Source organism: Nonomuraea bangladeshensis, assembly GCF_039529455.1.
Lineage (GTDB): Bacteria > Actinomycetota > Actinomycetes > Streptosporangiales > Streptosporangiaceae > Nonomuraea > Nonomuraea bangladeshensis.
In genome coordinates, this window is sequence record NZ_BAAAMV010000009.1 from 359,043 (window position 1) to 380,461 (window position 21,419).

The 21,419-nt window shown below is 71.5% G+C and carries 24 protein-coding genes; 9 read left to right on the top strand and 15 right to left on the bottom strand.

Features of this window, described 5'->3' with window-relative positions; genetic code table 11:
• The first annotated feature begins 100 nt into the window (after positions 1-100).
• Complete coding sequence (locus ABD292_RS30955; protein WP_344213502.1) at positions 101-1,774, top strand: PucR family transcriptional regulator; 1,674 nt, start codon at positions 101-103, stop codon at positions 1,772-1,774.
• Positions 1,775-1,797: 23 nt separating this feature from the next.
• A complete protein-coding gene (locus ABD292_RS30960; RefSeq protein ID WP_344213504.1) occupies positions 1,798-1,983 on the top strand; it encodes a hypothetical protein in 186 nt (61 codons plus the stop codon).
• 4 nt (positions 1,984-1,987) lie between these two features.
• Here the strand turns inward: ABD292_RS30960 and ABD292_RS30965 are convergent, their stop codons facing one another.
• Genes ABD292_RS30965 through ABD292_RS30985 form a run of 5 tightly spaced genes read right to left on the bottom strand, consistent with a single transcriptional unit; the run spans position 1,988 to position 6,108 of the window.
• Complete coding sequence (locus tag ABD292_RS30965; RefSeq protein ID WP_344213506.1) at positions 1,988-2,959, bottom strand: amidohydrolase family protein; 972 nt, start codon at positions 2,957-2,959, stop codon at positions 1,988-1,990.
• Position 2,960: 1 nt separating this feature from the next.
• The gene (locus ABD292_RS30970; RefSeq protein WP_344213508.1) at positions 2,961-3,476 is read right to left on the bottom strand and encodes a 3-hydroxyanthranilate 3,4-dioxygenase; all 516 of its coding nucleotides are present in this window, start codon (positions 3,474-3,476) and stop codon (positions 2,961-2,963) included.
• On the bottom strand, positions 3,473-3,895 hold the full coding sequence (locus ABD292_RS30975; RefSeq protein ID WP_020540786.1) for a RidA family protein: 423 nt from the start codon (positions 3,893-3,895) through the stop codon (positions 3,473-3,475). Before ABD292_RS30975 ends, ABD292_RS30970 begins: the two co-directional genes overlap by 4 nt.
• 13 nt (positions 3,896-3,908) lie before the next feature.
• Positions 3,909-4,706, bottom strand: coding sequence for a 2-keto-4-pentenoate hydratase (locus ABD292_RS30980; RefSeq protein WP_344213510.1), 798 nt, complete (start codon positions 4,704-4,706; stop codon positions 3,909-3,911).
• The gene (locus ABD292_RS30985; protein ID WP_344213512.1) at positions 4,699-6,108 is read right to left on the bottom strand and encodes an aldehyde dehydrogenase family protein; all 1,410 of its coding nucleotides are present in this window, start codon (positions 6,106-6,108) and stop codon (positions 4,699-4,701) included. Before ABD292_RS30985 ends, ABD292_RS30980 begins: the two co-directional genes overlap by 8 nt.
• A 164-nt stretch (positions 6,109-6,272) precedes the next feature.
• On the opposite strand from ABD292_RS30985, the gene ABD292_RS30990 reads away from it, so the two are divergent.
• The 3 genes from ABD292_RS30990 (at position 6,273) to ABD292_RS31000 (ending at position 8,241) form a co-directional block, all read left to right on the top strand.
• Positions 6,273-6,815: a VanZ family protein gene (locus tag ABD292_RS30990; protein WP_344213514.1), complete on the top strand. Its 543-nt coding sequence runs from the start codon at positions 6,273-6,275 to the stop codon at positions 6,813-6,815.
• 152 nt (positions 6,816-6,967) lie between these two features.
• Positions 6,968-7,720 (top strand): GntR family transcriptional regulator, encoded by a 753-nt coding sequence (locus ABD292_RS30995; RefSeq protein ID WP_329588567.1) that lies wholly within the window; start codon positions 6,968-6,970, stop codon positions 7,718-7,720.
• A 113-nt stretch (positions 7,721-7,833) separates the two neighbouring features.
• A complete protein-coding gene (locus ABD292_RS31000; protein WP_344213517.1) occupies positions 7,834-8,241 on the top strand; it encodes a hypothetical protein in 408 nt (135 codons plus the stop codon).
• 24 nt (positions 8,242-8,265) lie between these two features.
• Here ABD292_RS31000 and ABD292_RS31005 read toward each other — a convergent pair whose 3' ends face one another.
• The gene (locus ABD292_RS31005) at positions 8,266-9,336 is read right to left on the bottom strand and encodes a hypothetical protein (RefSeq protein WP_344213519.1); all 1,071 of its coding nucleotides are present in this window, start codon (positions 9,334-9,336) and stop codon (positions 8,266-8,268) included.
• Between the two features lie 149 nt (positions 9,337-9,485).
• Here ABD292_RS31005 and ABD292_RS31010 point away from each other — a divergent pair, with 149 nt between their 5' ends.
• Positions 9,486-10,007: a gamma carbonic anhydrase family protein gene (locus tag ABD292_RS31010; RefSeq protein ID WP_344213521.1), complete on the top strand. Its 522-nt coding sequence runs from the start codon at positions 9,486-9,488 to the stop codon at positions 10,005-10,007.
• On the opposite strand, the gene ABD292_RS31015 is transcribed toward ABD292_RS31010, so the two are convergent.
• Complete coding sequence (locus ABD292_RS31015; protein WP_344213523.1) at positions 9,979-10,881, bottom strand: DUF1349 domain-containing protein; 903 nt, start codon at positions 10,879-10,881, stop codon at positions 9,979-9,981. The genes ABD292_RS31010 and ABD292_RS31015 overlap by 29 nt on opposite strands.
• A 53-nt stretch (positions 10,882-10,934) precedes the next feature.
• Between ABD292_RS31015 and ABD292_RS31020 the strand changes: the two genes are divergently transcribed.
• Both ABD292_RS31020 and ABD292_RS31025 read left to right on the top strand, forming a co-directional pair.
• The gene (locus ABD292_RS31020) at positions 10,935-12,275 is read left to right on the top strand and encodes a hypothetical protein (protein ID WP_344213525.1); all 1,341 of its coding nucleotides are present in this window, start codon (positions 10,935-10,937) and stop codon (positions 12,273-12,275) included.
• A gap of 215 nt (positions 12,276-12,490) precedes the next feature.
• Entirely contained in the window at positions 12,491-12,652 is a 162-nt protein-coding gene (locus ABD292_RS31025; RefSeq protein ID WP_020540796.1) for a hypothetical protein, read from the top strand.
• Positions 12,653-12,768: 116 nt separating this feature from the next.
• Here the strand turns inward: ABD292_RS31025 and ABD292_RS31030 are convergent, their stop codons facing one another.
• The 7 genes from ABD292_RS31030 to ABD292_RS31060 form a co-directional block, all read right to left on the bottom strand.
• Positions 12,769-13,050 (bottom strand): metal-sensitive transcriptional regulator, encoded by a 282-nt coding sequence (locus tag ABD292_RS31030; protein WP_026213852.1) that lies wholly within the window; start codon positions 13,048-13,050, stop codon positions 12,769-12,771.
• Between the two features lie 37 nt (positions 13,051-13,087).
• Positions 13,088-14,164: a glycosyltransferase gene (locus tag ABD292_RS31035; RefSeq protein WP_344213528.1), complete on the bottom strand. Its 1,077-nt coding sequence runs from the start codon at positions 14,162-14,164 to the stop codon at positions 13,088-13,090.
• Positions 14,161-14,955, bottom strand: a complete 795-nt coding sequence (locus ABD292_RS31040) for a hypothetical protein (protein ID WP_344213530.1) — start codon at positions 14,953-14,955, stop codon at positions 14,161-14,163. Before ABD292_RS31040 ends, ABD292_RS31035 begins: the two co-directional genes overlap by 4 nt.
• Positions 14,956-15,103: 148 nt before the next feature.
• Positions 15,104-17,209, bottom strand: coding sequence for a (Fe-S)-binding protein (locus ABD292_RS31045; protein WP_344213532.1), 2,106 nt, complete (start codon positions 17,207-17,209; stop codon positions 15,104-15,106).
• A gap of 149 nt (positions 17,210-17,358) precedes the next feature.
• Positions 17,359-17,937 (bottom strand): TetR/AcrR family transcriptional regulator, encoded by a 579-nt coding sequence (locus ABD292_RS31050; protein WP_344213534.1) that lies wholly within the window; start codon positions 17,935-17,937, stop codon positions 17,359-17,361.
• A 109-nt stretch (positions 17,938-18,046) separates the two neighbouring features.
• Positions 18,047-18,817 carry a class I SAM-dependent methyltransferase gene (locus ABD292_RS31055; RefSeq protein ID WP_344213536.1) on the bottom strand — a complete coding sequence of 257 codons (771 nt, stop codon included), beginning with the start codon at positions 18,815-18,817 and terminating at the stop codon, positions 18,047-18,049.
• Complete coding sequence (locus tag ABD292_RS31060) at positions 18,814-19,623, bottom strand: sugar phosphate isomerase/epimerase family protein (protein WP_344213538.1); 810 nt, start codon at positions 19,621-19,623, stop codon at positions 18,814-18,816. The genes ABD292_RS31055 and ABD292_RS31060 overlap by 4 nt, the downstream gene beginning before the upstream one ends.
• Before the next feature lie 57 nt (positions 19,624-19,680).
• Here ABD292_RS31060 and ABD292_RS31065 point away from each other — a divergent pair, with 57 nt between their 5' ends.
• Positions 19,681-20,379 carry a class I SAM-dependent methyltransferase gene (locus tag ABD292_RS31065; RefSeq protein ID WP_344213540.1) on the top strand — a complete coding sequence of 233 codons (699 nt, stop codon included), beginning with the start codon at positions 19,681-19,683 and terminating at the stop codon, positions 20,377-20,379.
• 60 nt (positions 20,380-20,439) lie between these two features.
• Here ABD292_RS31065 and ABD292_RS31070 read toward each other — a convergent pair whose 3' ends face one another.
• Complete coding sequence (locus ABD292_RS31070) at positions 20,440-21,222, bottom strand: hypothetical protein (protein WP_344213542.1); 783 nt, start codon at positions 21,220-21,222, stop codon at positions 20,440-20,442.
• Positions 21,223-21,419 lie beyond the last annotated feature (197 nt).

Sequence of the window (21,419 nt, forward strand, 5' to 3'; positions counted from 1 at the left end):
CTGCGATGACGATAAGCGCAGGTCAGCCGGATGGGGTCGAGCCAAAACGCACTCCGGGGGGTGCGTTAGAGTGCGGTATGCACCACACGGAGAGGCGCTCATGTCGCTGACGGTCGCCCGTACGATGGCGCTTCCCGGGATGCGCATGCGGCTGCTGGCCGGGCGCACCGGCACCTGGCGGGCCGTGCGCTGGGCGCACGTGTCGGAGCTGGCCGACCCCGTGCCGTGGCTGTCCGGCGGCGAGTTCGTCATGACCATCGGGCTGGGGCTGCCCGCCGAGCCCGAGGGCCGCAGGGCCTACGTCGAACGGCTCGCCGCGGCCGGCTGCGCCGCGCTCGCCTTCGCCCTGCACGAGCATGTGGACGAGGTGCCGCGCGACCTGCTCGACGCCGCCGACGCCTGCGGACTGCCCGTCCTGGAGGTGCTGACCTCGTTCATCTCGGTGACCGAGGCGGTCGCGCGCTGGCACGCCGACGAGCGCGTACGCGGCGAGCGCCGGGTCGTCGCGGCGCAGGAGGCCATGGCGCGGGCGGCGCTCGCCCACGGGACCGCCGGCATCCTGCGCGCACTGGCCGAGCACGCCGGAGGCGAGGCCCTGCTGCTCGGGCCGCACGGCGAGCACAAGCACGCGGTGCCGGCGCGGGAGCGGCCCTGGCACGCCCGCGCCGCCGAGGCCGCGGCGGCGAGCGGCGGCGGGCGCAGCGCCGGGGTGCTGGACGACGGGATCGAGGCCGTCCAGGTGCACAGCCTCGGCTTCTCCGGCCCGGCCACCGGCTGGCTCGCGGTGCGCACCGCGTCACCGCTCGACTGGCACGTGCGGATGCTCACCAGCCACGCCGCCTGCCTGCTCGCCATCGAGCTGCTCGGGCTGCGGGTGGGGCGGTCCAGGATGCACGCCCAGCGGGGGGCGCTGCTGGCCGCCGTGCTCGACGGGCGGCTGCCCGCGGCGCGGCTCGGCGAGCTGTGCTCGGTGGCGGCGGCGCCGTACGAGGTGGTGGTGGTCCGGCCGGGCGTGAGCCTGGAGGCGGCGGTCGAGGCGCTGGAGGAGGTGGCCGAGGCCGGCGACGAGGAGACGGCCCTGGTGTGCGAACGGCCGGAGGGCACGGTGTTCGTCCTGCCGGAGAGCAGTGACGTGCCCGGGGAGCAGGCGGGCGGACGGCTCGGCGAGCAGGCGGGCGGAGGGCTCGACGAGCAGATGGGCGGGCGGCCCGGCGAGCGGACGGATGGGCGACTCTTCGGACGGGCGGAGGGGCGGCTCGGTGTCCGGCTGTGTGCGCGGCTCGGGGTGGCCGGGGGTGGCTGCCGGGCGGGTGGGCTGGAGGAGGTGCCGGCCGCCGTGCGGCACGCGGCCGCGCTGGTCGCGCGCGGCGGCGACGGCTACGCGCACGTGGACGACCTGGAGCCGCAGGCGCTGCTGCGGGACGCCTTCGTGCCCGAGGCGGCCCGCCGCTTCTCCACCGCCGTGCTGCGCCCGCTGCGCGAGCACGAGGCCAGGCACGGCGGCGACCTCGTGGGCACGCTCCGCGCGTACCTGGAGGCGGGCGACAACGCGGAGACCGCCGCGCGCCGCCTCGGCGTGCACCGCAACACGTTGCGACGCCGGCTGGCCGCCGCCGAGCGGGTCTCCGGCGGCCCGCTCACCGACCCCGGCCACCGGCTGCGCCTGTGGCTGGCCCTGTCGCTGCCGGACCTCGTGCCGCCCGGCTCGTCCCGCGCCGCGCTGGGTCTGGACAGAGCCGCCCGTGACGCCGATGCTGAAGGTCGGCACCCCTGATTCGCTCGGTTGGGAGCGTACCCATGACCATCCGCACCTGGACCCGCTGCGCCGCCGCCTGCGCGGCGGCGCTCGCGCTGAGCACCGTCCCCGCCGCGCCCGCAGGGGCGGACGACGGCTGCGCGGGCACCGCCGCCACCATCGTCCGCACCCCGCAGGTGGGCCTGGTGCTCGCCGACGGCGACACGGGCTACAAGCGCCCGGTGTGACCGGTCAGGCGCCCAGGAACGCCTGGGCGTTGCCGCCGAGCAGCTTGGCCCGCGCGGTCCCGGACAGGAACCCGGCCCGCCGGATCAGCCCGCCCGCCGGCGACTCGCCGAGCGGGTAGGGGAAGTCGCTGCCGAGCAGCACGTGGTCCTCGCCGAAGGTGTCGACGAGCAGGCGCAGCGCCCGCTCGTCGAAGACCGCGGAGTCGACGCCGAACCTGCCGAGGTAGTGCGACGGCGGATGCTCCGAGACGCCGACCACGCCGGGGCGGCGATGCCAGGCGTTCTCGAAGCGGCCGAGCCAGAAGGCGAAGGAGCCGCCGCCGTGCGCGAAGCAGATCCGCAGGCTCTCGGGCACCTGGTCGAACACGCCCCCGAGGATCATGGCGAGGATCGACAGGTGGGTCTCGGCGGGCATCCCGACGAGCCACTGGGCCATCCAGCGCTCGACGCGCGGCCCGGCCGGCAGGTCCCACGGGTGCACGAAGACGGGCGCGCCGCGCTCGGCGCAGTGCCGCAGGAACGCGACCACGCCGGGGTCGTCGAGATCGCGGTCGCCGACGTGGTTGCCGATCTCGACGCCGCGGTGGCCGTTCGCCAGGCAGCGGTCGAGCTCGGCGCAGGCCAGCTCGGGATCCTGCAACGGCACCTGGCAGAACGGGATCAACCGCTCGTGCGCGCAGATCTCCAGCGCCAGGTCGTTGAAGATCTTCGCGATCCGCACGCCCTCCTCGGCCGGCAGGTCGTAGCCGAAGAAGACCGGGGTGGGCGAGACCACCTGCCGGTCCACGCCGTCGGCGTCCATCCTGGCCAGCCGGACCTCAGGGTCCCAGCAGTCGTCCTGGATCCGGCGGAACTCGCGCTCCCCCACGAGGATGGTCGCCTCGCGCTCGGAGTCGACGCGCAGCCGGGGCGCCCCGGGCCGGCCCAGGTCGGGCCAGCCCTTGGGCACGTGGTGCGTGTGGACGTCAACGATCACTTCAGCCCTTGCCAGGGTGCAGGGCGCCGCAGCGGCCGCAGGTGCGGGCCTTCTCGTCGGCGTAGAACGCCTCGAAGACCGGGGGCAGGTCCTTGACGATGTCGCGTACCTGCAGCTCGACGTCGTGCACCAGGCCGCCGCACTCCGCGCAGTACCACTGGAAGCGCTCCAGCGTGCCCTCCGGCCTGATCCGCTCGATCACCAGCCCGACCGAGCCCTCCTCCGGCCGCTGCGGCGAGTGCGGCATCCCGCCGGGCAGCAGCCACATCTGGCCCTCGCGGACGTGCACGGTCTCGGGGCCGTTCTCGGTGACCACGTTGACGTGCATGTTGCCGCGCACCTGGTAGAACAGCTCCTCGTACGGATCCACGTGGAAGTCGGTGCGCGCGTTGGGCCCGCCCACCACCATCACGATGAAGTCCTCGGCCTCCTCGAAGACCAGCTTGTTGCCCACCGGTGGCTTGAGCAGGTGGGCGTGCTCGTCGATCCACTTGGTGAAGTCAATGGGGGGAATCACGATCGCTCCTGGGGGTGGTAGGCGACGGCTTGCATCTCGATGAGCAGGTGCGGGTGCGGAAGCTGGTGCACCGCCACCGTGGTCCGCGTCGGGCCCTCCTCGTCGAAGAACTCGGCGTAGACCTCGTTGTATCCCTTGAAGTCGTTCATGTTCACCAGATAGGTGGTGATCTGGACGAGGTCGGCGAGCGAGCCGCCGGCGGCCTTGAGTATGTCGCCGATGTTCTCGATGACCGCCCTGGTCTGGGCGCGGATGTCCAGGTTCGTCGCCCCGTACTTGTCCACCTCCACGCCCACGAACGTGTCGTCGTGGCGGCGGCAGCTCGTGCCAGAGACGTACAGGAAGTCGCCGGCCCGCTTGACGTGCGGGAACCGGCCGCGCGGCGTGGCCTTGCCGGGCACGCGGATGCCCTTGGCCATCACGGGGTCGTCCTCACTGCGTGAACACCGCCCGCACCGATCCGAGCCCGTCGACGTGGGCCTCCAGCTCGTCGCCGGGGCGTACCGGCACGACCGGGCCGAGCGTGCCGGTCAGCACGACCTCGCCCGCCCGTAGCGGCCGATCGGTGCGGCCGAGCCGGTTGGCCAGCCAGACGGCGGCGTTGACCGGATGGCCGAGGCAGGCGGCGCCCGTCCCCGCGGAGACCTGCTCGCCGGCCCTGGTCATCGTCATGGCGGCGGCGCGCAGGTCGAGCCCGTGCAGCGGGACCGGGGTGTTGCCGAGCACGTACACGCCAGAGGAGGCGTTGTCGGCCACGGTGTCGAACAGGCCGATGTCCCAGCCGGCCACGCGGGAGTCGGCGATCTCGATGGCGACCAGCGCGAAGTCCACCGCCCTCAGCACCTCGGCGGCCGTGAACGGGCCGCCCGCGAGGTCCGCGCCGAGCACCAGCGCGATCTCGGCCTCGGCGCGCGGCTGCAGCAGCCGCTCGTACGGGATGGGCAGCCCGTCGAGGTAGGCCGCGTCGGCGAAGAGCGGGGCGCAGGTCGGATGGTCGATGCCGAGCTGCCGCTGGACGTCGGGGTTGGTGACGCCGACCTTGCGGCCGACCGGCCGCCGCCCCTCGGCCAGCGCCGTCTCGGTGGCGAGGTCCTGGACGGCGTAGGCGTCGGCGAGCGTGCCGATCAGGTCACGGACCGGCGCGCACGGTTTGCCGGTGCGCGCCGCCTCGGCCAGCCGGTCGGCGGCCTGCGCACGCGCGTCCACCGCCTGCGACCATTCGTCATGCATCGGGTTGCTCCATCTTGATGGTGATCGTGGTGGGTTCGGAGTAGAAGTCCAGCGACTGGGTGCCGCCCTCCCTGCCGATGCCCGACAGGCGCAGCCCGCCGAAGGGCGTGCGCAGGTCGCGCAGATACCAGGTGTTGACCCAGACCAGCCCGGCCTCCAGACGCTGCGCCACCCTGTGGGCGCGGTCGAGGCCGCCGGTCCAGATCGCCGCGGCCAGGCCGTACTCGCTGTTGTTGGCCAGGTCGATCGCCTCGGACTCGGTGTCGAAGTGGGCCACGTGACACACCGGGCCGAAGATCTCCTCCCTGTTGAAGCGGGACCACTCGGACAAGCCTGTCACCACGGTGGGATCCACGAAATAGCCCGCGTCGCGCTTGTCCCCGAAGGACGGCGTGCCGCCTCCCGCGAGCACCTTGGCTCCCTCCGAGCGGGCCAAGGCGTAGTAGGACAGGACCTTCTCGCGGTGCTCGGCCGAGATCATCGGCTGCGGCACGACCTCCTGGGCGCGGGCGGCCAGCCGGGTGCAGAACTCCTCGAAGATCGGGCGCTGGACGTAGAGGCGCTCGGTGCACAGGCAGACCTGGCCGCCGTTGGTGAAGACGGACCTGACGCAGCCCTCGACCGCGCGGTCCAGGTCGCAGTCCTCGAAGACCAGGGCGGCGTTCTTGCCGCCCAGCTCGAACGAGACCGGCTTGACCCGGTCGGCCACCGCCTTCATGATCACCGATCCGGTCCTGGTCGAGCCGGTGAACGTCACGGCGTCCACCCAGGGGTGCTCGACCAGGAGCTGCCCGGCGGAGCCGTGGCCGTAGATGATGTTGACCACGCCCGGCGGCAGCCCGGCGGCGGCGCAGATCTCGGCGAACACCGCGGCCGAGCCCGGCGTGTGCTCCGACGGCTTGACCACCACGGTGTTGCCGGCCACCAGGGCGGGGGCCAGCTTCCACGTCATGAGCAGGAACGGCAGGTTCCACGGGACGATCACCGCGACCACGCCGAGCGGCCGGCGCACGGTGTAGGAGAGCACGCCCGACAGGTGGAAGGCCTCGTCGGGGCGGTGGGCGGCGATCTCGGCGAAGGCGCGGAAGTTCGCGATGCCGCGCGGGATGTCGAGGGTGCGGGTCTGGTCGAGCGGTTTGCCGGTGTCGGCGATCTCGGCGGCCACGAGGTCGTCGAAGCGCTCCTCGATGCCCTCGGCGAGGCGCCGCAGCCACCCCGCCCGCTCGGCCACCGGCAGCGCGGCCCAGTCGCGGGCGGCCTCCCGCGCGGCGCGCACCGCCCGGTCCACCACCTCCGGGTCGGCCTCGCCGACCTGTCTGATCACCGCGCCGGTCATCGGATCGTGAACCGGGAAGGCCGTGCCCGCGGCCACCGGCTCGCCGCCGATGAAGTGGGTCAGCACTGCGGTCTCCTCCTTCCGGGGACGACATCCGGGGGATGACATCCGGGGGACGACGGGCCCCTCGATCGCCATCGTCTCCCCCGACCAGGCAGGAGAGGACGCGGAGAAGACCTGTCCGAATGGACATCTTCCGGTACCCCTTGATCGCTGTCCATCATGATCGGATGGCGCAGACGTGGGAATTGTGGGGATCCGTCATTATTGCTGGTACGTTTGCGCTGTTCCTGACCCCGCTCGCGGTCGTGCTGCTCTTCCGCCGCCGCGCCCGCGCCGGCCGCCCCGCGCCGCTGCGCACCGCGATCGCCGATGTGGGCATCGTGGTCGGCACGGCGCCGTGGATCTGGATGATCCTGACCCCCGCGAGCGGTCCCGGCGGCGTCGGGCTGATCCCGTTCGCGGACCTGGCCGATCTCGCCTCGGCCCCGTGGCAGACGGTGTTCGTGCAGGTCGGGGGCAATCTGCTGGTGTTCGCCGCGCTGGGCGCGCTGCTGCCGGTACGCACCGCGGCGATGGCTTCGACGGCCCGGGTTGCGGCGGTCGCGGCGGCCTTTTCGGTCCTCGTCGAGGTGCTGCAACTCGTGCTGCAACTCGGACGTTTCTCGTCCGTCGACGACGTCCTGCTCAACACGGCGGGCGCGGTGATCTCCGCGTCGGTTACTCGCCGCTGGTGGGCCGGGCGAATAGCGGCCGGGACAGTTGCCCGGTAACGGTCCGCTCAAACCCGCCGTAGTTCACCACACGGGCACGATCAGCTCAAAAACAGCTCGCGACCAACCTCTGTATCTGTGCGATCGTGGACAAGACGGGGCAAGTTCTCTGGAGACGCCACAACCTGGTTGGTGACAGAGGGTGATCAAAGTTGTCTGAATCCCCGGTACCCCACGAGCCCCCTATCTATCGCCGCATCGCCGACGGTCTCCGCGCCCGGATCCTGGCCGGCGAGCTGCGTGACGGGGACCGACTGCCGGGCGAGAACGCACTCATGGCCGACTACGCGATCGCGCGAGCCACCGCCAGACAGGCGCTCGCCGTACTGATCAACGAAGGGCTGGCGGTGCCCAGACGAGGTTCGGGGGTTTACGTGCGGCTGTTCAAACCCATCCGGCGGCACGGCTCACGCCGGCTGTCACGCGAGCAGTGGGGCCAGGGCCGGGCCATCTGGGACGCGGACACCCGTGGCCGGCCGTTCACCGTCGATCACCTGGAGGTGGCTCTGGAGCGCGCGGCCGAGCACGTGGCGGGCATCCTCGACAGCGCCGAGGTGTGGGTACGCCGCCGCCGCTACTCGGTCGACGCCAGGCCCGTGCAGCTCGCGGCCTCCTACTTCCCCGCGCACCTGGTCCAGGACAGCGCGATCACCCTCACCGACACCGGCCCCGGCGGCGTCTACGCCCGGCTGGGCGACCTCGGCGCGGCCCCCGCCCACTTCACCGAGGAGGTACGCGCCCGCATGCCGCGACCGCGCGAGAGCGCGCTGCTCGACCTGCCGGGCGGCACCCCCGTCATCGTCATCGCGCGCACGGCGTACACGTCGGGCGGGCTTCCCGTGGAGGTCAACGAGATGGTGCTGGACTCGGCGGCATACGTACTCCAGTACGACTTCGACGCCTAGTTCAACCCGATCTGTCAAGCGTTAGGTTGACCTGCCCTTGAATTCTCTAGAGAAGTCATTCATCGTCTAAGGAGATGGAAACCTCACCTGGGGCCCCCGGAAGGCGGGCAGCGATGTCCTTTGACCGGCATCTCGCCGAGATCGCCCGGGAGTATCCCCAGTGGACCATCTGGCGGAGCGACGCGGGCCGCTGGTGGGCCACGAGACACCATCCGCTGAGCGCCGAACAGCGCGACGCCGGATGCGCGATGACCATCGACGCGGACGACCCGGAGGGCCTGCGGGACCACCTCCGGGACCAGGAACGACGGGCCGGCGAGCCGCAGGACTGGGGAGCCGGCCCCGCACCACCCCGACGTCCACCCAGGCGTCCGCAGCGGGAACGACCCGCCGCGGGCGCACACGAGCAGCCCGGTGCCGGGTCCAGCGTCTCGGCGGCCCCGGCACCGGGCCACCAGAACGGCGGGGCCACGAGCGCGGAAGCCTCCGACCCGATCGGGGGCGGAGGCTTCCGCTCCTGACGCCGCCGGCTCAGGAGGCCGGCGTCACTTCGGGGGCACGCGGACGACGGTGACCTCAGTGTCGTCGGAGACCGGCCGCTCCTCCGCGCCGGCCTCCCGCGGCCGCTCCTCCTCGTCGTCGTCCTCGACGATCACCCGCACGTCGTCCTGCGGGTGGGGCTGCTGCCGCTCCTGGGACTGGGACTGGGACTGGGACTGGGGCTCGGACTCGGACTCGGGCTCGGGCTCGGACGGGGCCGCGATCTGGGGCTGCTGCCGCGGGGGCGCGATGGCCTCCGGCACCAGCGGCCCGGCGCCCGCCTCGGTGCGCATGAGGTCGCCGAGCACCGAGCCGATCTCGTTGAGCCGCCGCACCACCTCGGTGTGCGTGTTGGTGAGGTAGTCCACCCGCCGGCCGGCCTGCTCGTCCAGCGCCGCCGTACGCCGGCGCGCGGTCTCCAGCATCGCCTCGCCCTCGGCCCGCGCGCTCATGAGGATCTGCTCCGCCTGGGCGGCGGCGTCCTTCATGAGCTGCTCGGACTCGGCCTGGGCCGTGGTCAGCAGGCGCTCCGCCTCGCTCCGCGCCCCGCGCACGGTCTCCTCCGCCTCGGCGCGGGCCGAGGTGAGCTGCTCGTCGGCGTCGGCGCTCGCCTGGGACAGCATGCGCTCGGCGGCCTGCGTGGCCTCGTTCACCCGGCGCTCCGCCTCCGCCTGCGCGGAGGTGAGGATGTTGTCGGCGGTCTCGCGGGAGGTGGTCAGCAGCCGCTGGGCCTCGGCGGTCGACGTCTCACGCAGGTGGGCGGCCTCGGCCTCGGCCTCCGCCCTCTTGGCCGCGGCCTCCTCCTCGCCGAGCTGGAGTATCTGGGCGAGCCGCGGGCTCAGGTCCTCGTAGCTCTGCGGCGTCTCGACCATGCGCCGCCGGGCCTCCGCCAGCTCGATGCGGCCCTGCTCGGCCTGGTCGATGGCCCGCGCCAGCCGCTCCTCCAGATCGCGGATCTGGTTGCGGGTGCGGAGCATGTAGTCGTGGACCTGGCGGCGGTTGTAGCCGCGCATGACGACCTCGAAGGTGTCCTCTTGCATCAGGTCGGGGAAGCTGCTGTCGTGCTGGTTCATCATGGAGGTTACCTAAGGGTGGATTGCGTGAGGCGGGGAACAACTGCGGGTTGTGAGGGTCTGACAGCGAGACTCAGGAATCGACTTTCCTGCCATCTGCCCACGTCCGCAACCGGAACGCCATACCCGGACCGGCAATTACGATGTGTCGAATGTACATAGCAGCGCTGGATGCCGGGGCCTCCCCCGACATCCATCCCGAGGCGTTCATCGCCCCCGGCGCGACCGTGGTCGGCCGGGTCAGCGTCGGCCGGGCGTCGAGCATCTGGTACGGCTCCGTTCTGCGGGGCGACGACGAGCGGATCGAGATCGGCGAGGAGTGCAACGTACAGGACCTGTGCTGCCTCCACTCCGACCCCGGTGAGCCCGCCGTCCTGGAGGATCGGGTGAGTCTCGGCCACAAGGCCATGGTCCACGGCGCCCACGTCGAGTCCGGCGCGCTGATCGGCATCGGCGCGATCGTGCTCGGCGGCGCCCGCGTCGGCGCGGGCACGCTGGTGGCCGCGGGAGCGCTGGTGGGCCCCGGCAAGAAGATCCCGTCGGGCGTGCTGGTCGCCGGGGTGCCCGGCCGGATCGTACGCGAGCTCGCCGACGACGACCGGGCCTCCTTCGCCCGCACCCCGGACAACTACATCGCCAAGGCACTCAGGCACCGGCAGGCGTCAAGGCTTTGACGAGCACGTCGTCCGGCACCGACTTGTCGTTGAGCGGGTCGGCGTACTCCGGCAGCTCGGGCCGGAGGAACCGGACGAAGTCGACGGTCAGTTTTAAGTCGGGCAGGCCCTTGACCAGCTGGGCGTTGGCCTTCGCCGGGTCCTGCTTGACGGCGCCGTAGCTGTCCCAGTCGGTGTAGGCGGTGACGCCCCACTGGAGGGCGTCGGGGAGGGTGGAGGCCCAGCGCTGCCCCACCTTCCAGGTGCCGCCCTCCTCCTTGTAGAGCGCCGCGAAGGCGCGCCCGGCACGGGCGAGGACGAGGTCGACCCAGCCGGCCTTGACCGGGATCTCCTTCGGCTTGGAGCTGCCGTTCTCGGTCCACTTGACCTCGATCTGGCCGCTCTTCTCGCCGGTGCCGGTGGTGATGGAGACCCAGTTGGGGGTGGCGTACGAGCCCGGCTGGCGGGCCATGAGCCCGCCGAGCGAGAACTTGCGCTTGGGCCGGCCGCCGTTCTTCCCCTCGACCTTGACCCGCGCGTGCATGACGATGTCGCCGGCGAGGTCCTGGTAGAGGAAGGGGCCGCGGAAGCCGTCGAACCAGGCCGAGGTCCTGGGCTCCAGGTAGAGCGCGCCCTTCGCGGTCTTGTTCACGTCCAGCTTGGCGATCCGGTCGACGTCCTTCTCGGTGTCGCTCAGCTTCGTCCACATGGCGAGGTCGGTCGCCTTCGCGAACTCCGTGGAGGCCTCGCCCACCTCGCCGCCGGGCGCGGGAGGGGTGGCCCGCTCAAGCGTCAGCATGCCGGGGCCGGTGACCGTGGGGTCGGCCGAGGTCGTCGTGCCGCATCCGGCGAGCACGCTCGCGACCGCCAACGTCCCTGCTACCTTCGCCCTCATAGGGCACATTCTGCCGTGTCTGGCCGTCGGATGATCCACGACCGGCAAGTACGATGACGCCCGTGCCACCCTGGGATGCGTTCACCGCCACCGAGGCGGCGGTCCGCGCGATGGTCGCCGACCCGCGCTGGCCTGAGCTCCCGGTGCCCGATCGTGCCCACGTCCTGGCCGCCAGGGTCCTCGTCACCCGCGACGGCGACCGGTGGTTGTTCGGCGCGCACGCCCGCTGGCACCTGTACGACCCTGCCTCCGGCCGCTGGCACCTCGCGCCCCCGCCGCGGGGCGAGCGGGCCCGCGAGGTCCGGCACGCCGCCGCCGACCTGCCGGAGGACGTGGTGCCGTCGGGACCCGACTTCCACGCCGAGCCCGGCTCCACGATGGCCTTCATCGGCCCCGACGTCTCCGCCGACCTCACCGAGCGGCTGCGCGTGCTCGTACGGGCCTGCGGGCGCAAGTCCGAGCTCGACTACCCGCTGACCGCCTTCGACGACATCTTCGCCAGGGACGTGCCGAGCACGGTCGCGGCCGTGTGGGGCACGATCATGTGGTGCTCGTACGCGCCGGCCTTCGACGGCAACGAGCGGCTGCTCACCGTCTTCGGCGAATACCTGCGCCGGCCGCTCCCCGGCGACGAGTGGGTGCGCTGGCTGCCCGCGCCGCCGCTGCTGGACCTCGTCACGATGGTCGTGGAGCGGGCGGAGGCCGGGCGGGTCAGGGAGTCGCGCCGGCTGGCCGCCGTGATGGCCGACACCGCGCAGGTCCTGATGTCCGACACCCGGTTCAGGCCGCGGGCGCTCGCGCTGCTCACCATGGTCGAGCCCGCGCTGCGCGACCCCGGTCTCGACGACGGCCTGGCGGGCGCGGAGGAGGTGCGCCGGGCGTGGCTGGAGCGCACTCCGGCGCGGCTGGGCCGGGCGCTGCTGCCGGAGACCGACGTCGCGGCGCACTTCCGGCACGCGGTCTACGACCTGGCCGAGGCGCTGGCGTTCACGCCCGATCCCGCGCGGGCCACGGCGGGGTTCCTGGCCGACCTGTCCGACTCTCGGCGGCGGCTGCCCGCGCTGCTCGACCATCGGCTGCGGGCGGCGTACGAGGAGCTGGAGCGGGCGGGGATGACCGAGACCTCGGTCGCCGAGACGACCGCGCCCGAGGGGTTCCCCGCCGGCCCGCGGGGCGGGGTGTCGACCGTGCCCGCGCCGGTGCTGGAGGTGGCGCCGCCCGACCGGACGAGCGCGGCGGGGGTGCTGGGGGCGGCGTACGCGACGGGACGGGCCTGGGAGCGCCTGACGGGCGCCAAGGTGCCGGGGCGGGGTCTCGCGGGGCAGTCGGCGCTCGTGAGCAAGCTGGTGCACGAACGCGATGATCATCACGTGAGCGACACCGGTCACATCTAAACCACTAATCCCGCTATTTCCCTCTTACCTCGCCTGTATCGTTCTAACACCCGAAGGATCAGTAATTTCGCTGAATTGTGATCTCCACTTCGGGAAATGACCCCACTGGGGCCCCGGGGCGCCGAAAGGAATGACTCCGATGGGCCATGTCGCCCGAAGGGGGTCCCCCCGTAACCTCGGAGAGGGTGTGGGCTGCGGAAGGAAAGGACGACGCGGTGGGGCACGACGACCTGGACTCTCGGGTCCACGACCGTGTCGCGTTGGACGAGATTGCGCTCTACGCCGAGGTGCTCACGGCCGTGGCTGTCAGCGAGCGGCGGCTGACCTTGGACGAACTCGACGACGCGCTCGGATTGCGGACTTCGGCGAGCCGCTGAAGAAGCATCACGACGATTACCGAGCCCCGGGGACCTAGTTCCCGGGGTTTCGCATAACTAGTCACTTGCGCGGGCCGCCTCCTACGAAAGGAGGATGCCCGCCAGTCACAAGATCCTTAAGACCGGACGAGGCGCGCGATGGCCGCCGAGGCCTCCTTCACCTTCGCCTCGGCCTCCGGGCCGCCGGTGTTGATCGCGTCGGCCACGCAGTGGGAGATGTGCTCCTCCAGCAGGCCCAGCGCCACCGCCTGGAGTGCGCGCGTGGCGGCGGAGACCTGGGTGAGGATGTCGATGCAGTAGGCGTCGTCCTCGACCATGCGCTGCAGGCCCCTGACCTGGCCCTCGATTCGCCGGAGGCGCGTCAGATATGCCTGCTTGTCTCCGCTGTACCCATGCATGGTTCTACGGTACCCGTAACCCGTATGGGGAGCGGGGTCAGCGGAGATCCGCGATCAGCTTCTCCCACTGACCGGCGACCTCGGCCGCCGCGTGCCGGGTCGCGGTGTCGAGGGCGCCGGCCGCGAGCGAGCGCCGCCTGCGCTCGTCGTCGATCAGTGCCAGCAGCGCCGCCGCGAACATCTCCTCGTCGGCGCCGGAGTCCGGCACCAGCACCCCGTTGTAGCCCGTGGCCACGAACTCGGCCGGGGCCCGCGCCCCCTCGTACGCCACCACCGGCACCCCGCAGCTCATGGCCTCCAGCACGGTCATGGCCTGGTCGTCGCCGCGCGAGGGGTTGGCCACGATAGACGCCTTGGCGAACTCGCCGGCGAGGTCGGGCGTGGTGCCCATGAAGTAGACGTGGTTGTGCAGGTCGAGCTCCTGCGCCAGGGCGCGCAGCCGGCGCTCCTCCGGGCCGCCGCCGTACAGGCGGAGCTGCCAGTCGGGGCGCTTGTCGGCCACGACGGCGAACGCCCGGATCAGCCGGTCGTAGCCCTTGACCGCCACCCAGCGGCCTCCGGCCGCGACGATCCTGTTGTCCATGCGCGAGCGCGGCCAGGGGCCGGCCGGCAGGGCGTCCTGCACGAAGCGCACGGCGGGCCCGGTGAGCCCCTCGCCGAGCAGCCTGCCCCATTCCTCCTGACCGGCCTCCGTGGCCGCCACGACGGCGTTGAGGCGCGGGTAGAACCGTCTGACGGGCGCCGGCACGGCGGGTCTGGTCCACTCCCTGGCGAGCTTCAGCACCTCGCGCGGCGCGTGCCTGGCGGCCTGGACGCCGAGCCCCGGCCTGGTCGTGACGAGCACGTCGCACCTGAGCCCGCGCAGCACCCGCCAGAGCGCGACCTCGGTGCGCACCTGGCCGCGCGGCAGCAGGTGCCGCACCCCCGGCCGGGCGTCCACGACGCTGCGCATGACGACGTTCGGGCCGACGGGGAAGAACGGCTTCTCCTTCTGCCGTCGTACGCTGATCACCTCGACCTCGTGCCGCTCGGCGAGGGCGTTGGCCAGGTTGAGCGTCGCGCGTACATCACCCCGCATGCCGTAGGCGGACGGCAGGAGCAGGGCGATCCTCATGCGCCCACCTCGATGCGCAGCTCGTCGTCGGCGGTGTAGCAGGGCCGTACGGGCACGCCGTCCACCTCGGCCGCCGGATAGTGAAGCCGGCGGCGCTTGCCGTCGACGTCGTCGAGGCGCGAGGCGAGCCGCAGCGGCGCGGGCACCCCCGCGACCTGGAGCGCGGGCTCCCACGTGCCCGCGCCGTCGGGGTCGGCGGCCAGCACGTCCACGAGCGAGACGGCCGCGTGGAAGCGCACGCCCTGGACGTACGCCGTGGCCGACACCCGGGCGCCGGCCTGCCGCCGGTCGAGGGTGAGCGTGGCCTCGTGGCGGGAGTCGTCGTCCTCCAGCCCGGTGTAGGTGAGCAGCCCCATGACCTCGAAGCGGCCCTCCCTGAACCACACCCTGCGCACCTCGGCCCCCGGCTCGGCGTCGGTGATCTTCAGGGCCAGGTAGCCGTTGCGGGTCCGGTAGGAGCGGTAGGCGAGGGTGCGCCTGCACAGGGCGTACGCGTCGAGATGGTCGAGCGAGAAGCCGGGGTCGACGCTCAGCAGCCGGCTGCGCCGGCCGTCGTGGCGCAGGTAGGCGTCCCAGCGGCCGGCCGTGAGGCCGAGCGGCGCCAGCGAGACCGCCAGCGTGGCCTCGCGCGCCCGCGCCCCCGGCGTGCCGAGGCGCACCTCACGCTCCACCCCCGTGGTGCGGTGCCGCAGGACGAGCTCGGTGCCTTCGCGGAGTGGTTCGTCGATGGCCAGTCGCAGGGAGAGCACGTCCGCCAGGGTCACCTCGGCGTCGGTGACGACGACGCCCATCGCGAGCCCCCTCCCCGTCGAATAGACCCATGCGACGTTGAGGTTACCGTGATTTTCCCGTTATGTGGATGGCAGATTTCTTGTCGTCGCCCTTGTCGACACGCGAAACTCCTCCACACGGGGTGTGGAGGAGCTGCGTTTCGCGTCCTCAGGAAGCGCCCTTGACCGATTTGATCAGGAGCTGGGCGACGTCCACGACTTCCAGCGACTCCTTGGCCTCGCCGCTGTTCTTCTTCTCGTTGATCGCGTCACCGAGCATCACCATGCAGAACGGGCACGCGGTGGAGACGGTGTCGGGGTTGGTGGTCAGCGCCTCGTCCACGCGCTCGGTGTTGATGCGCTTGCCGATGCGCTCCTCCATCCACATGCGCGCGCCGCCCGCGCCGCAGCAGAAGCCGCGGTCCTTGTGCCGGTGCATCTCCTGCGCCTGGACGCCGGGCACCTTGGCCATGATGTCGCGGGGCTGGGAGTAGACCTTGTTGTGCCGGCCGAGGAAGCACGGGTCGTGGTAGGTGATCTTCTCCTCGATCGGCGTGACCGGGGTGAGCAGGCCCTCGTCCACCAGCTTGGCGAGGAGCTGGGTGTGGTGCACCACCTCGTACGTGCCGCCGAGCTGCGGGTACTCGTTGGCGAGGGTGTTGAAGCAGTGCGGGCAGGTCGCGACGATCTTCTTGACGCCCGCCTCGTTCAGCGTCTCGATGTTCTGCTGGGCGAGCATGTTGAACAGGTATTCCATGCCGAGCCGGCGGGCCGGGTCGCCGGAGCAGGCCTCCATCGGGCCGAGCACCGCGAACTTCACGCCGGCGATGTGCAGCAGCTCGGCGACCGCCTTGGTGGTGCGCTTGGCGCGGTCCTCCAGCGCGCCCGCGCAGCCGACCCAGAACAGGTATTCGGTGCCCTCGGGCATCTTGTCCTCGACGATCTCGACCTCGAAGTCGAGCTCCTCGATCCAGTCGGCCCGCTTCATCTCGGACATCCCCCACGGGTTGCCCTTGTTCTCCAGGTTCTTGACCATCACGCCCGCCTCGGACGGGAACGACGACTCCACCATCACCTGGTAGCGGCGCATGTCGAGGATGTGGTCGATGTGCTCGATGTCCACCGGGCACTGCTCGACGCAGGCGCCGCAGTTGGTGCACGACCAGAGCACGTCGGGGTGGATCACGCCGTCCTCGCCGACCAGCGGCTTGTCCAGCAGCGCCAGCACGTCGGTGTCCTTGTGCTCGACGCCGTTCGCGGCGGCCAGCAGGTAGGGGGCCACCTGGAAGGCGTGGTCGCGCTGGTCGAGGATGAGCATCTTGGGCGACAGCGGCTTGTCGGTGTTCCAGGCCGGGCACTGCGACTGGCAGCGGCCGCACTCGGTGCAGGAGTAGAAGTCGAGGAAGCCCTTCCACGTGGTGTCGGCGATCTTGCCGCGGCCGAGCCGCTCGGGGTCGAGGTCCTCGTCCTCGAAGTCGACCGGCTTGCCGTCCACCCGCATCTCCGGCGCGGCGCCGAGCCCGTCGGGACGGCGCGAGAACAGCACGTTGAGCGGCGCGGTGAAGATGTGCAGGTGCTTGGAGTTCACCACGATGACCAGGAACACCAGCATGAAGCCGATGTGCAGGAGCAGCGCGATCTCCTCCAGCAGCCCGCTCGCCGGGAGCACCTCGCCGAGCGCCAGCGACGCGAACGCGCCGGAGGAGTAGGGGAGGTTGCCGTTGGCGGCGGCGGCGCCACGGGCCAGGAACAGCGTCCAGATGATGTTGAAGATCATGAACAGGACGAGCCAGGCGCCGCCCAGGTGCGAGCCGGAGAAGCGGGACTTGCGGCCCAGCGTCTTCGGCGAGTTCTTGAGCCGGATGATCGCGAAGGCGACCAGGCCGAGGAGACAGGCGACCGCGATGAAGTCCTGGAGGAACCCGAGGACCGGCCACTGCCCGACGATCGGGATGTGGAAGTTCGCGCGGCCGGTGATCGCGCCCTGGATGATCGCGCCGTACGCCTCGATGTAGACGGTCAGCAGGATGAAGAACGCCCACATGACGAAGAAATGCGCCACGCCGGAGGGCGTCCACTTCAGCAGCTTCTTCTGACCGAAGACCTCGACCAGCTGCGCCTTCAGCTCCTCGCCCGCGTTCGCCTTGGCGTACTCGACGCGTTCGGGCGCGGGCGGCCCCACAGTGGCGAGCTTGTACAGGAACTGAACCCGGCGGCCGGCGACGGCCACCGCCAGGACGGTCATGACGAGCCCGATGATGGCTACCCAGAGCACGGGGTCCTCCCACAGACGACGTTGGCTGTCGCTGGCTGTCAAGCGTACGTGCAGCCTTTATACAGACCTCACCCCGGATCCTACCGGCCGGTAACTTATCCGGGGTACGCGACATACCCTAAGGTGGCAGGCCCCTCCAGAACAATGCTCTAGCCTGTGAAGTACCTCTGGAGCGTCGGGGCGAGCAGCGCCACCAGCTCCTCCGGGTCCGCGCTCGCCATCGGCTCCAGCTTGAGGACGTAGCGGGCCATCACCACGCCGAACATCTGCGCGAAGGCGGCCTCGATCCGCAGGTGCGGCACCCCGAGCCCGTTGGCCACCTTGAACAGCAGCGCGTTCGTGATGAACTCGCGGAACATCGCCTGCGCCTGCTCGTTCGTCATCGCCGAGCGCAGCAACGCCACCATCGGCTCCCGGGTCTCCGGCGCGGCCGTCACCCGGAGGAGCAGGCGCACCAGCCGCTCCCCCACCTCCTCGCGCGGCCCCTCCAGCAGCTCGGGCAGGATCGTCTCCGGGTTCAGCGGCAGGCGCATGGCCGCCGCGAAAATGCCCTCTTTCGTGGCGAAATAGTGATGGACGAGCGCCGGGTCGACGTTCGCCTCCCTGGCGATGCCGCGCACGGTGGCCTTGTCGAACCCCTTCTCCGCGAACACCCGCCGGGCCGCCGTCAGAATCTCCCCACGCGTGTCCGCCGACCCAGGCCGCCGCCCGGGCCCCCGCCTGTTCATGGCCTCGCTCCGCGAGGCACGCTCGGTCGCCATACGCCGCCGTCTTCCCCCGCTCTGGTCGCTCCGCTCCCGCCGCTCCTCCAGACGACGGCACTCCCTCGCGGGCCCGTCACCGGCCCACGGCCAGGTAGACGCGCATCGGCACCGAGAGCATGCCCTCGGGGAACTCGCGGCGCAGCTCCGTACGCTGCCGTTCCACCAGCGCGTCGGCCGTCTCCGCCGGCAGCGCCGCCATGTACGAGTGGGAGCGCAGGGCGAGCAGGAAGTCCTCGATGCCGACCAGGCGGGTCCACGGCAGCCACCGCTCGGCGATCACCTCGAAGGCCGCGGCGATCGGCGGCACCGCCCACTCCTCCACCGCCGGCCCCCAGTAGGCGGGCACCTCCTCGGCCAGCCGGGCCTCGTACGCCGCCAGCCAGTCGGCCTGCGCCGCGTGGTGCAGATTCCAGCAGCCCACGATGGCCCCGTGGGGCCGCAGCACCCGCCGGGCCTCGGCGATGGAGGCCGCGGGGTCGAGCCAGTGCCACGACTGCCCGTACGTCACGAGGTCGGCCACCCCGTCGGCCACCGGCAGCGCGTTGCCGTCGCCCTGCACGGCGGCGACCAGCGGCGGCTCGCCGTCGGCGCGCGACCGCAGCCGGCCCAGCATCACCGCGGCCGGGTCCACGGCGACCACGCGGGACCCGCGCGCCCGCAACGCCCGCGTGAGGATGCCGGTGCCCGCCCCGACGTCGACCGTCGTCGCGCCGTCGAGGTCCACGCCCGTCAGCTCGCACACCGCCCGGAACATCTCGTCGGGATAGCTGGGCCGCCCGGCCTCGTAGGCGTCGGCCACGCGGTCGAAGACCCCGCCCAGCTCCCGCATCGGACCGATGTTCATGTGGTGGCCGCCAGATGGAGCCGGGCGAAGGCCAGCCCCTCCGCCAGGTCGTCGATGCGCTCGGTGCGGCTGGCCGCCTTGCGGGTGTTGACCTCCAGCACGACCAGCCCGGAGTAGCCGGTGTTGGCCAGGCGCTCCAGGACCTGGGCGCACGGCTGGTTGCCCCGTCCCGGCACCAGGTGCTCGTCCTTGTTGGTCACGCCGATGCCGTCGGCGAGGTGCAGGTGGGCGAGCCGGTCGCCGAGCTTGGTCGCCATCTCCATGGCGTCGGAGCCCGACACGGCCGTGTGCGACAGGTCGAGCGTGACCTGCGGGAAGTCGTAGTCGATCGGGTTCCAGTCGGGCGCGTACGGCACCACGTCACTCCCCCTGGCCCGCAGCGGGAACATGTTCTCGACCGCGAACGTGACATTCGTCTCGTCGCGCATTCTCGCGAGCCCGACCTCGAACTCGCGGGCGTAGTCGCGCTGCCAGCGGAACGGAGGATGGACCACGACCGCCGAGGCTCCGAGCCGCTCGGCCGCCTTCTGGGCCTTGAGCAGCTTGGCCCACGGGTCGCGCCCCCACACCCGCTGCGTGACCAGCAGGCAGGGGGCGTGGATCGCCAGCACGGGGACCTGATAGTGGTCGGAGAGCCGCTCGATCACGTCGATGTCCTGGCTCACGGGGTCTGCTCCGACCATGATCTCAACGCCGTCGTAGCCCAGGCGCGCGGCCAGCTCGAACGCGTCAGGAGTGCGTTCCGGATATACCGAGGCGGTGGACAATGCGATCTTCGCATTGGGCACGCGGATGACATCAGCCACGTTGCCAGCCTAAGCCGGAGAAGCCGATAAGGCGCGCGACGCCCTAGCGTTGGGGGCATGCCACGCATTGCGAGGGGGGCGATTCCCAGCCCGAACATCTGGAACACTCCGCAGGTCTACGAGGTGGAGAACCGCGCCGTCGATCCCGAGCGGGCCGCCGACGCGGCGATGCGCGCGGTGCGCTCCTGGGAGGGCGCCACCGTTCTGGACATTGGTTGCGGCACCGGCTACCACCTGCCGGGCCTCGCCGCGGCCGCCGCCCGCGTGATCGGCGTGGAGCCGCACGGCGACCTCGCCGCGCTGGCCCGCCGCCGCTGCGCCGCGCTCGCCAACGTGGACGTGCACGCCGCTGTGGCCCAGGACCTGCCGCTGCCGGACGCGAGCGTGGACGTGGCCATGGCGCGGTGGGCGTACTTCTTCGGGCCGGGCTGCGAGCCGGGGCTGCGTGAGCTGTCCCGGGTGCTGCGGCGCGGCGGCACCGCGTTCGTCATCGACCTGGACGCCACGCGCGGCGCGTTCGGCCGGTGGTTCTCGCGGACGGTGCCGGCGTACTCGGCCCGCGAGGTCGAGGCGTTCTGGGACCGCCACGGCTGGCAGCGCCGCCCGCTCGACCTGCGCATGGCCTTCGAGCGCCGGGCCGACCTGGAGGCGGTGCTGCGCATCGAGTTCGCGCCCCAGGTGGCCGAGCAGGCCATCGCCGAGACCCCGGGCCTGGAGCTCGACTACCCGAACGTGCTCCGCTGGCGCCACTACTGAGCCGCGTGGAGCCTCCGGCGGGACGAGCCGTCCCCACGGAGGCTCCACGCGGGGACGGGCCTAGTTCCGGCACCCGGTGACGGGAGACACGGCCGGCGCGGGAACGGGTGAGCAGTTGGTCGGGGTGTTGCCCTGCACGATCGCGGCCGACCGCACCACGGCGCCGACGCCGTTCTCGTTGTCGATGCCGCCGGGGGCGGTGGTCGCCTTGTTGCTGTTGACCAGGCTGCGGGTGACGGTCACGGTGCCGGGAACGAAATTCGCGATGCCTCCTCCGACGGTGCCGGCCTCATTGCGGGTGATGAGGCTCTGGACCACCGCGAGGGTTCCGTCGTTCGCTATTCCGCCGCCTTTCTCCCCGGCGCGGTTGCCGTTGATGACGCTGTTGGCGACCGTCATTCTTCCGTTGTTTCCGGTGCCGCCGCCGTTCCTGGTCGCGGAATTTCCTTGAATGATGCTGTTCGTCACGTTGACGATGGTTCCGCTGACGGCGCCGATGCCGCCGGAGAAGGTGGCGGTGTTCTTCTGGATGAGCACCGCGTCGAGGTTCGTGGTCCCGCTGTTGACCGCGATGGCTCCGCCGAGCCCGCCCGGAGAGGTCGTCGCGTCGCCCTCCCTGAGCCTGACGCGGTCGAGGGTGAAGTTGGCGTTGACGGTGAACAGGCGGAACTTCGCGGTCGCGCTCCGCTGGATCGTGCTGTTGCGCCCGTGGATGGTGAGGGGTCTGTTGATCGACAGGCCGGTCGTGTTGATCGGGTTGAAGGTGCTGTTGGTCAGCACGTAGGTGCAGCCGGGCGTGAGGTTGAGCGTGGCGCCCGACGCGGCGTTTCTGATCGCGTTCACCAGGGCGCTCCCGGAGCACGGCACGGTCGCCAGCGCGTTTGCCGCCGGCATTCCGGCCATGAGCGCCGCGGCCGCGAGAATGGCGCCCCCGGCAGCCCGGTGGATCCTGTTTGCACGCATTTAATTGTTCCCCCGAATCGTACTGATCGCGAAATGCGCAGTAGTGAGCGTGAACGGTCATCCCCGGGGACGATCAC

Coding starts and splice junctions, on each gene's coding strand:
- ABD292_RS30955 (WP_344213502.1), top strand. CDS start 101: ATGTCGCTGACGGTCGCCCGTACGATGGCGCTTCCCGGGATGCGCATG.
- ABD292_RS30960 (WP_344213504.1), top strand. CDS start 1,798: ATGACCATCCGCACCTGGACCCGCTGCGCCGCCGCCTGCGCGGCGGCG.
- ABD292_RS30975 (WP_020540786.1), bottom strand. CDS start 3,895: ATGGCCAAGGGCATCCGCGTGCCCGGCAAGGCCACGCCGCGCGGCCGG.
- ABD292_RS30980 (WP_344213510.1), bottom strand. CDS start 4,706: ATGCATGACGAATGGTCGCAGGCGGTGGACGCGCGTGCGCAGGCCGCC.
- ABD292_RS30990 (WP_344213514.1), top strand. CDS start 6,273: ATGGCGCAGACGTGGGAATTGTGGGGATCCGTCATTATTGCTGGTACG.
- ABD292_RS31000 (WP_344213517.1), top strand. CDS start 7,834: ATGTCCTTTGACCGGCATCTCGCCGAGATCGCCCGGGAGTATCCCCAG.
- ABD292_RS31005 (WP_344213519.1), bottom strand. CDS start 9,336: ATGATGAACCAGCACGACAGCAGCTTCCCCGACCTGATGCAAGAGGAC.
- ABD292_RS31010 (WP_344213521.1), top strand. CDS start 9,486: ATGTACATAGCAGCGCTGGATGCCGGGGCCTCCCCCGACATCCATCCC.
- ABD292_RS31015 (WP_344213523.1), bottom strand. CDS start 10,881: ATGAGGGCGAAGGTAGCAGGGACGTTGGCGGTCGCGAGCGTGCTCGCC.
- ABD292_RS31020 (WP_344213525.1), top strand. CDS start 10,935: ATGACGCCCGTGCCACCCTGGGATGCGTTCACCGCCACCGAGGCGGCG.
- ABD292_RS31030 (WP_026213852.1), bottom strand. CDS start 13,050: ATGCATGGGTACAGCGGAGACAAGCAGGCATATCTGACGCGCCTCCGG.
- ABD292_RS31035 (WP_344213528.1), bottom strand. CDS start 14,164: ATGAGGATCGCCCTGCTCCTGCCGTCCGCCTACGGCATGCGGGGTGAT.
- ABD292_RS31040 (WP_344213530.1), bottom strand. CDS start 14,955: ATGGGCGTCGTCGTCACCGACGCCGAGGTGACCCTGGCGGACGTGCTC.
- ABD292_RS31050 (WP_344213534.1), bottom strand. CDS start 17,937: ATGAACAGGCGGGGGCCCGGGCGGCGGCCTGGGTCGGCGGACACGCGT.
- ABD292_RS31055 (WP_344213536.1), bottom strand. CDS start 18,817: ATGAACATCGGTCCGATGCGGGAGCTGGGCGGGGTCTTCGACCGCGTG.
- ABD292_RS31065 (WP_344213540.1), top strand. CDS start 19,681: ATGCCACGCATTGCGAGGGGGGCGATTCCCAGCCCGAACATCTGGAAC.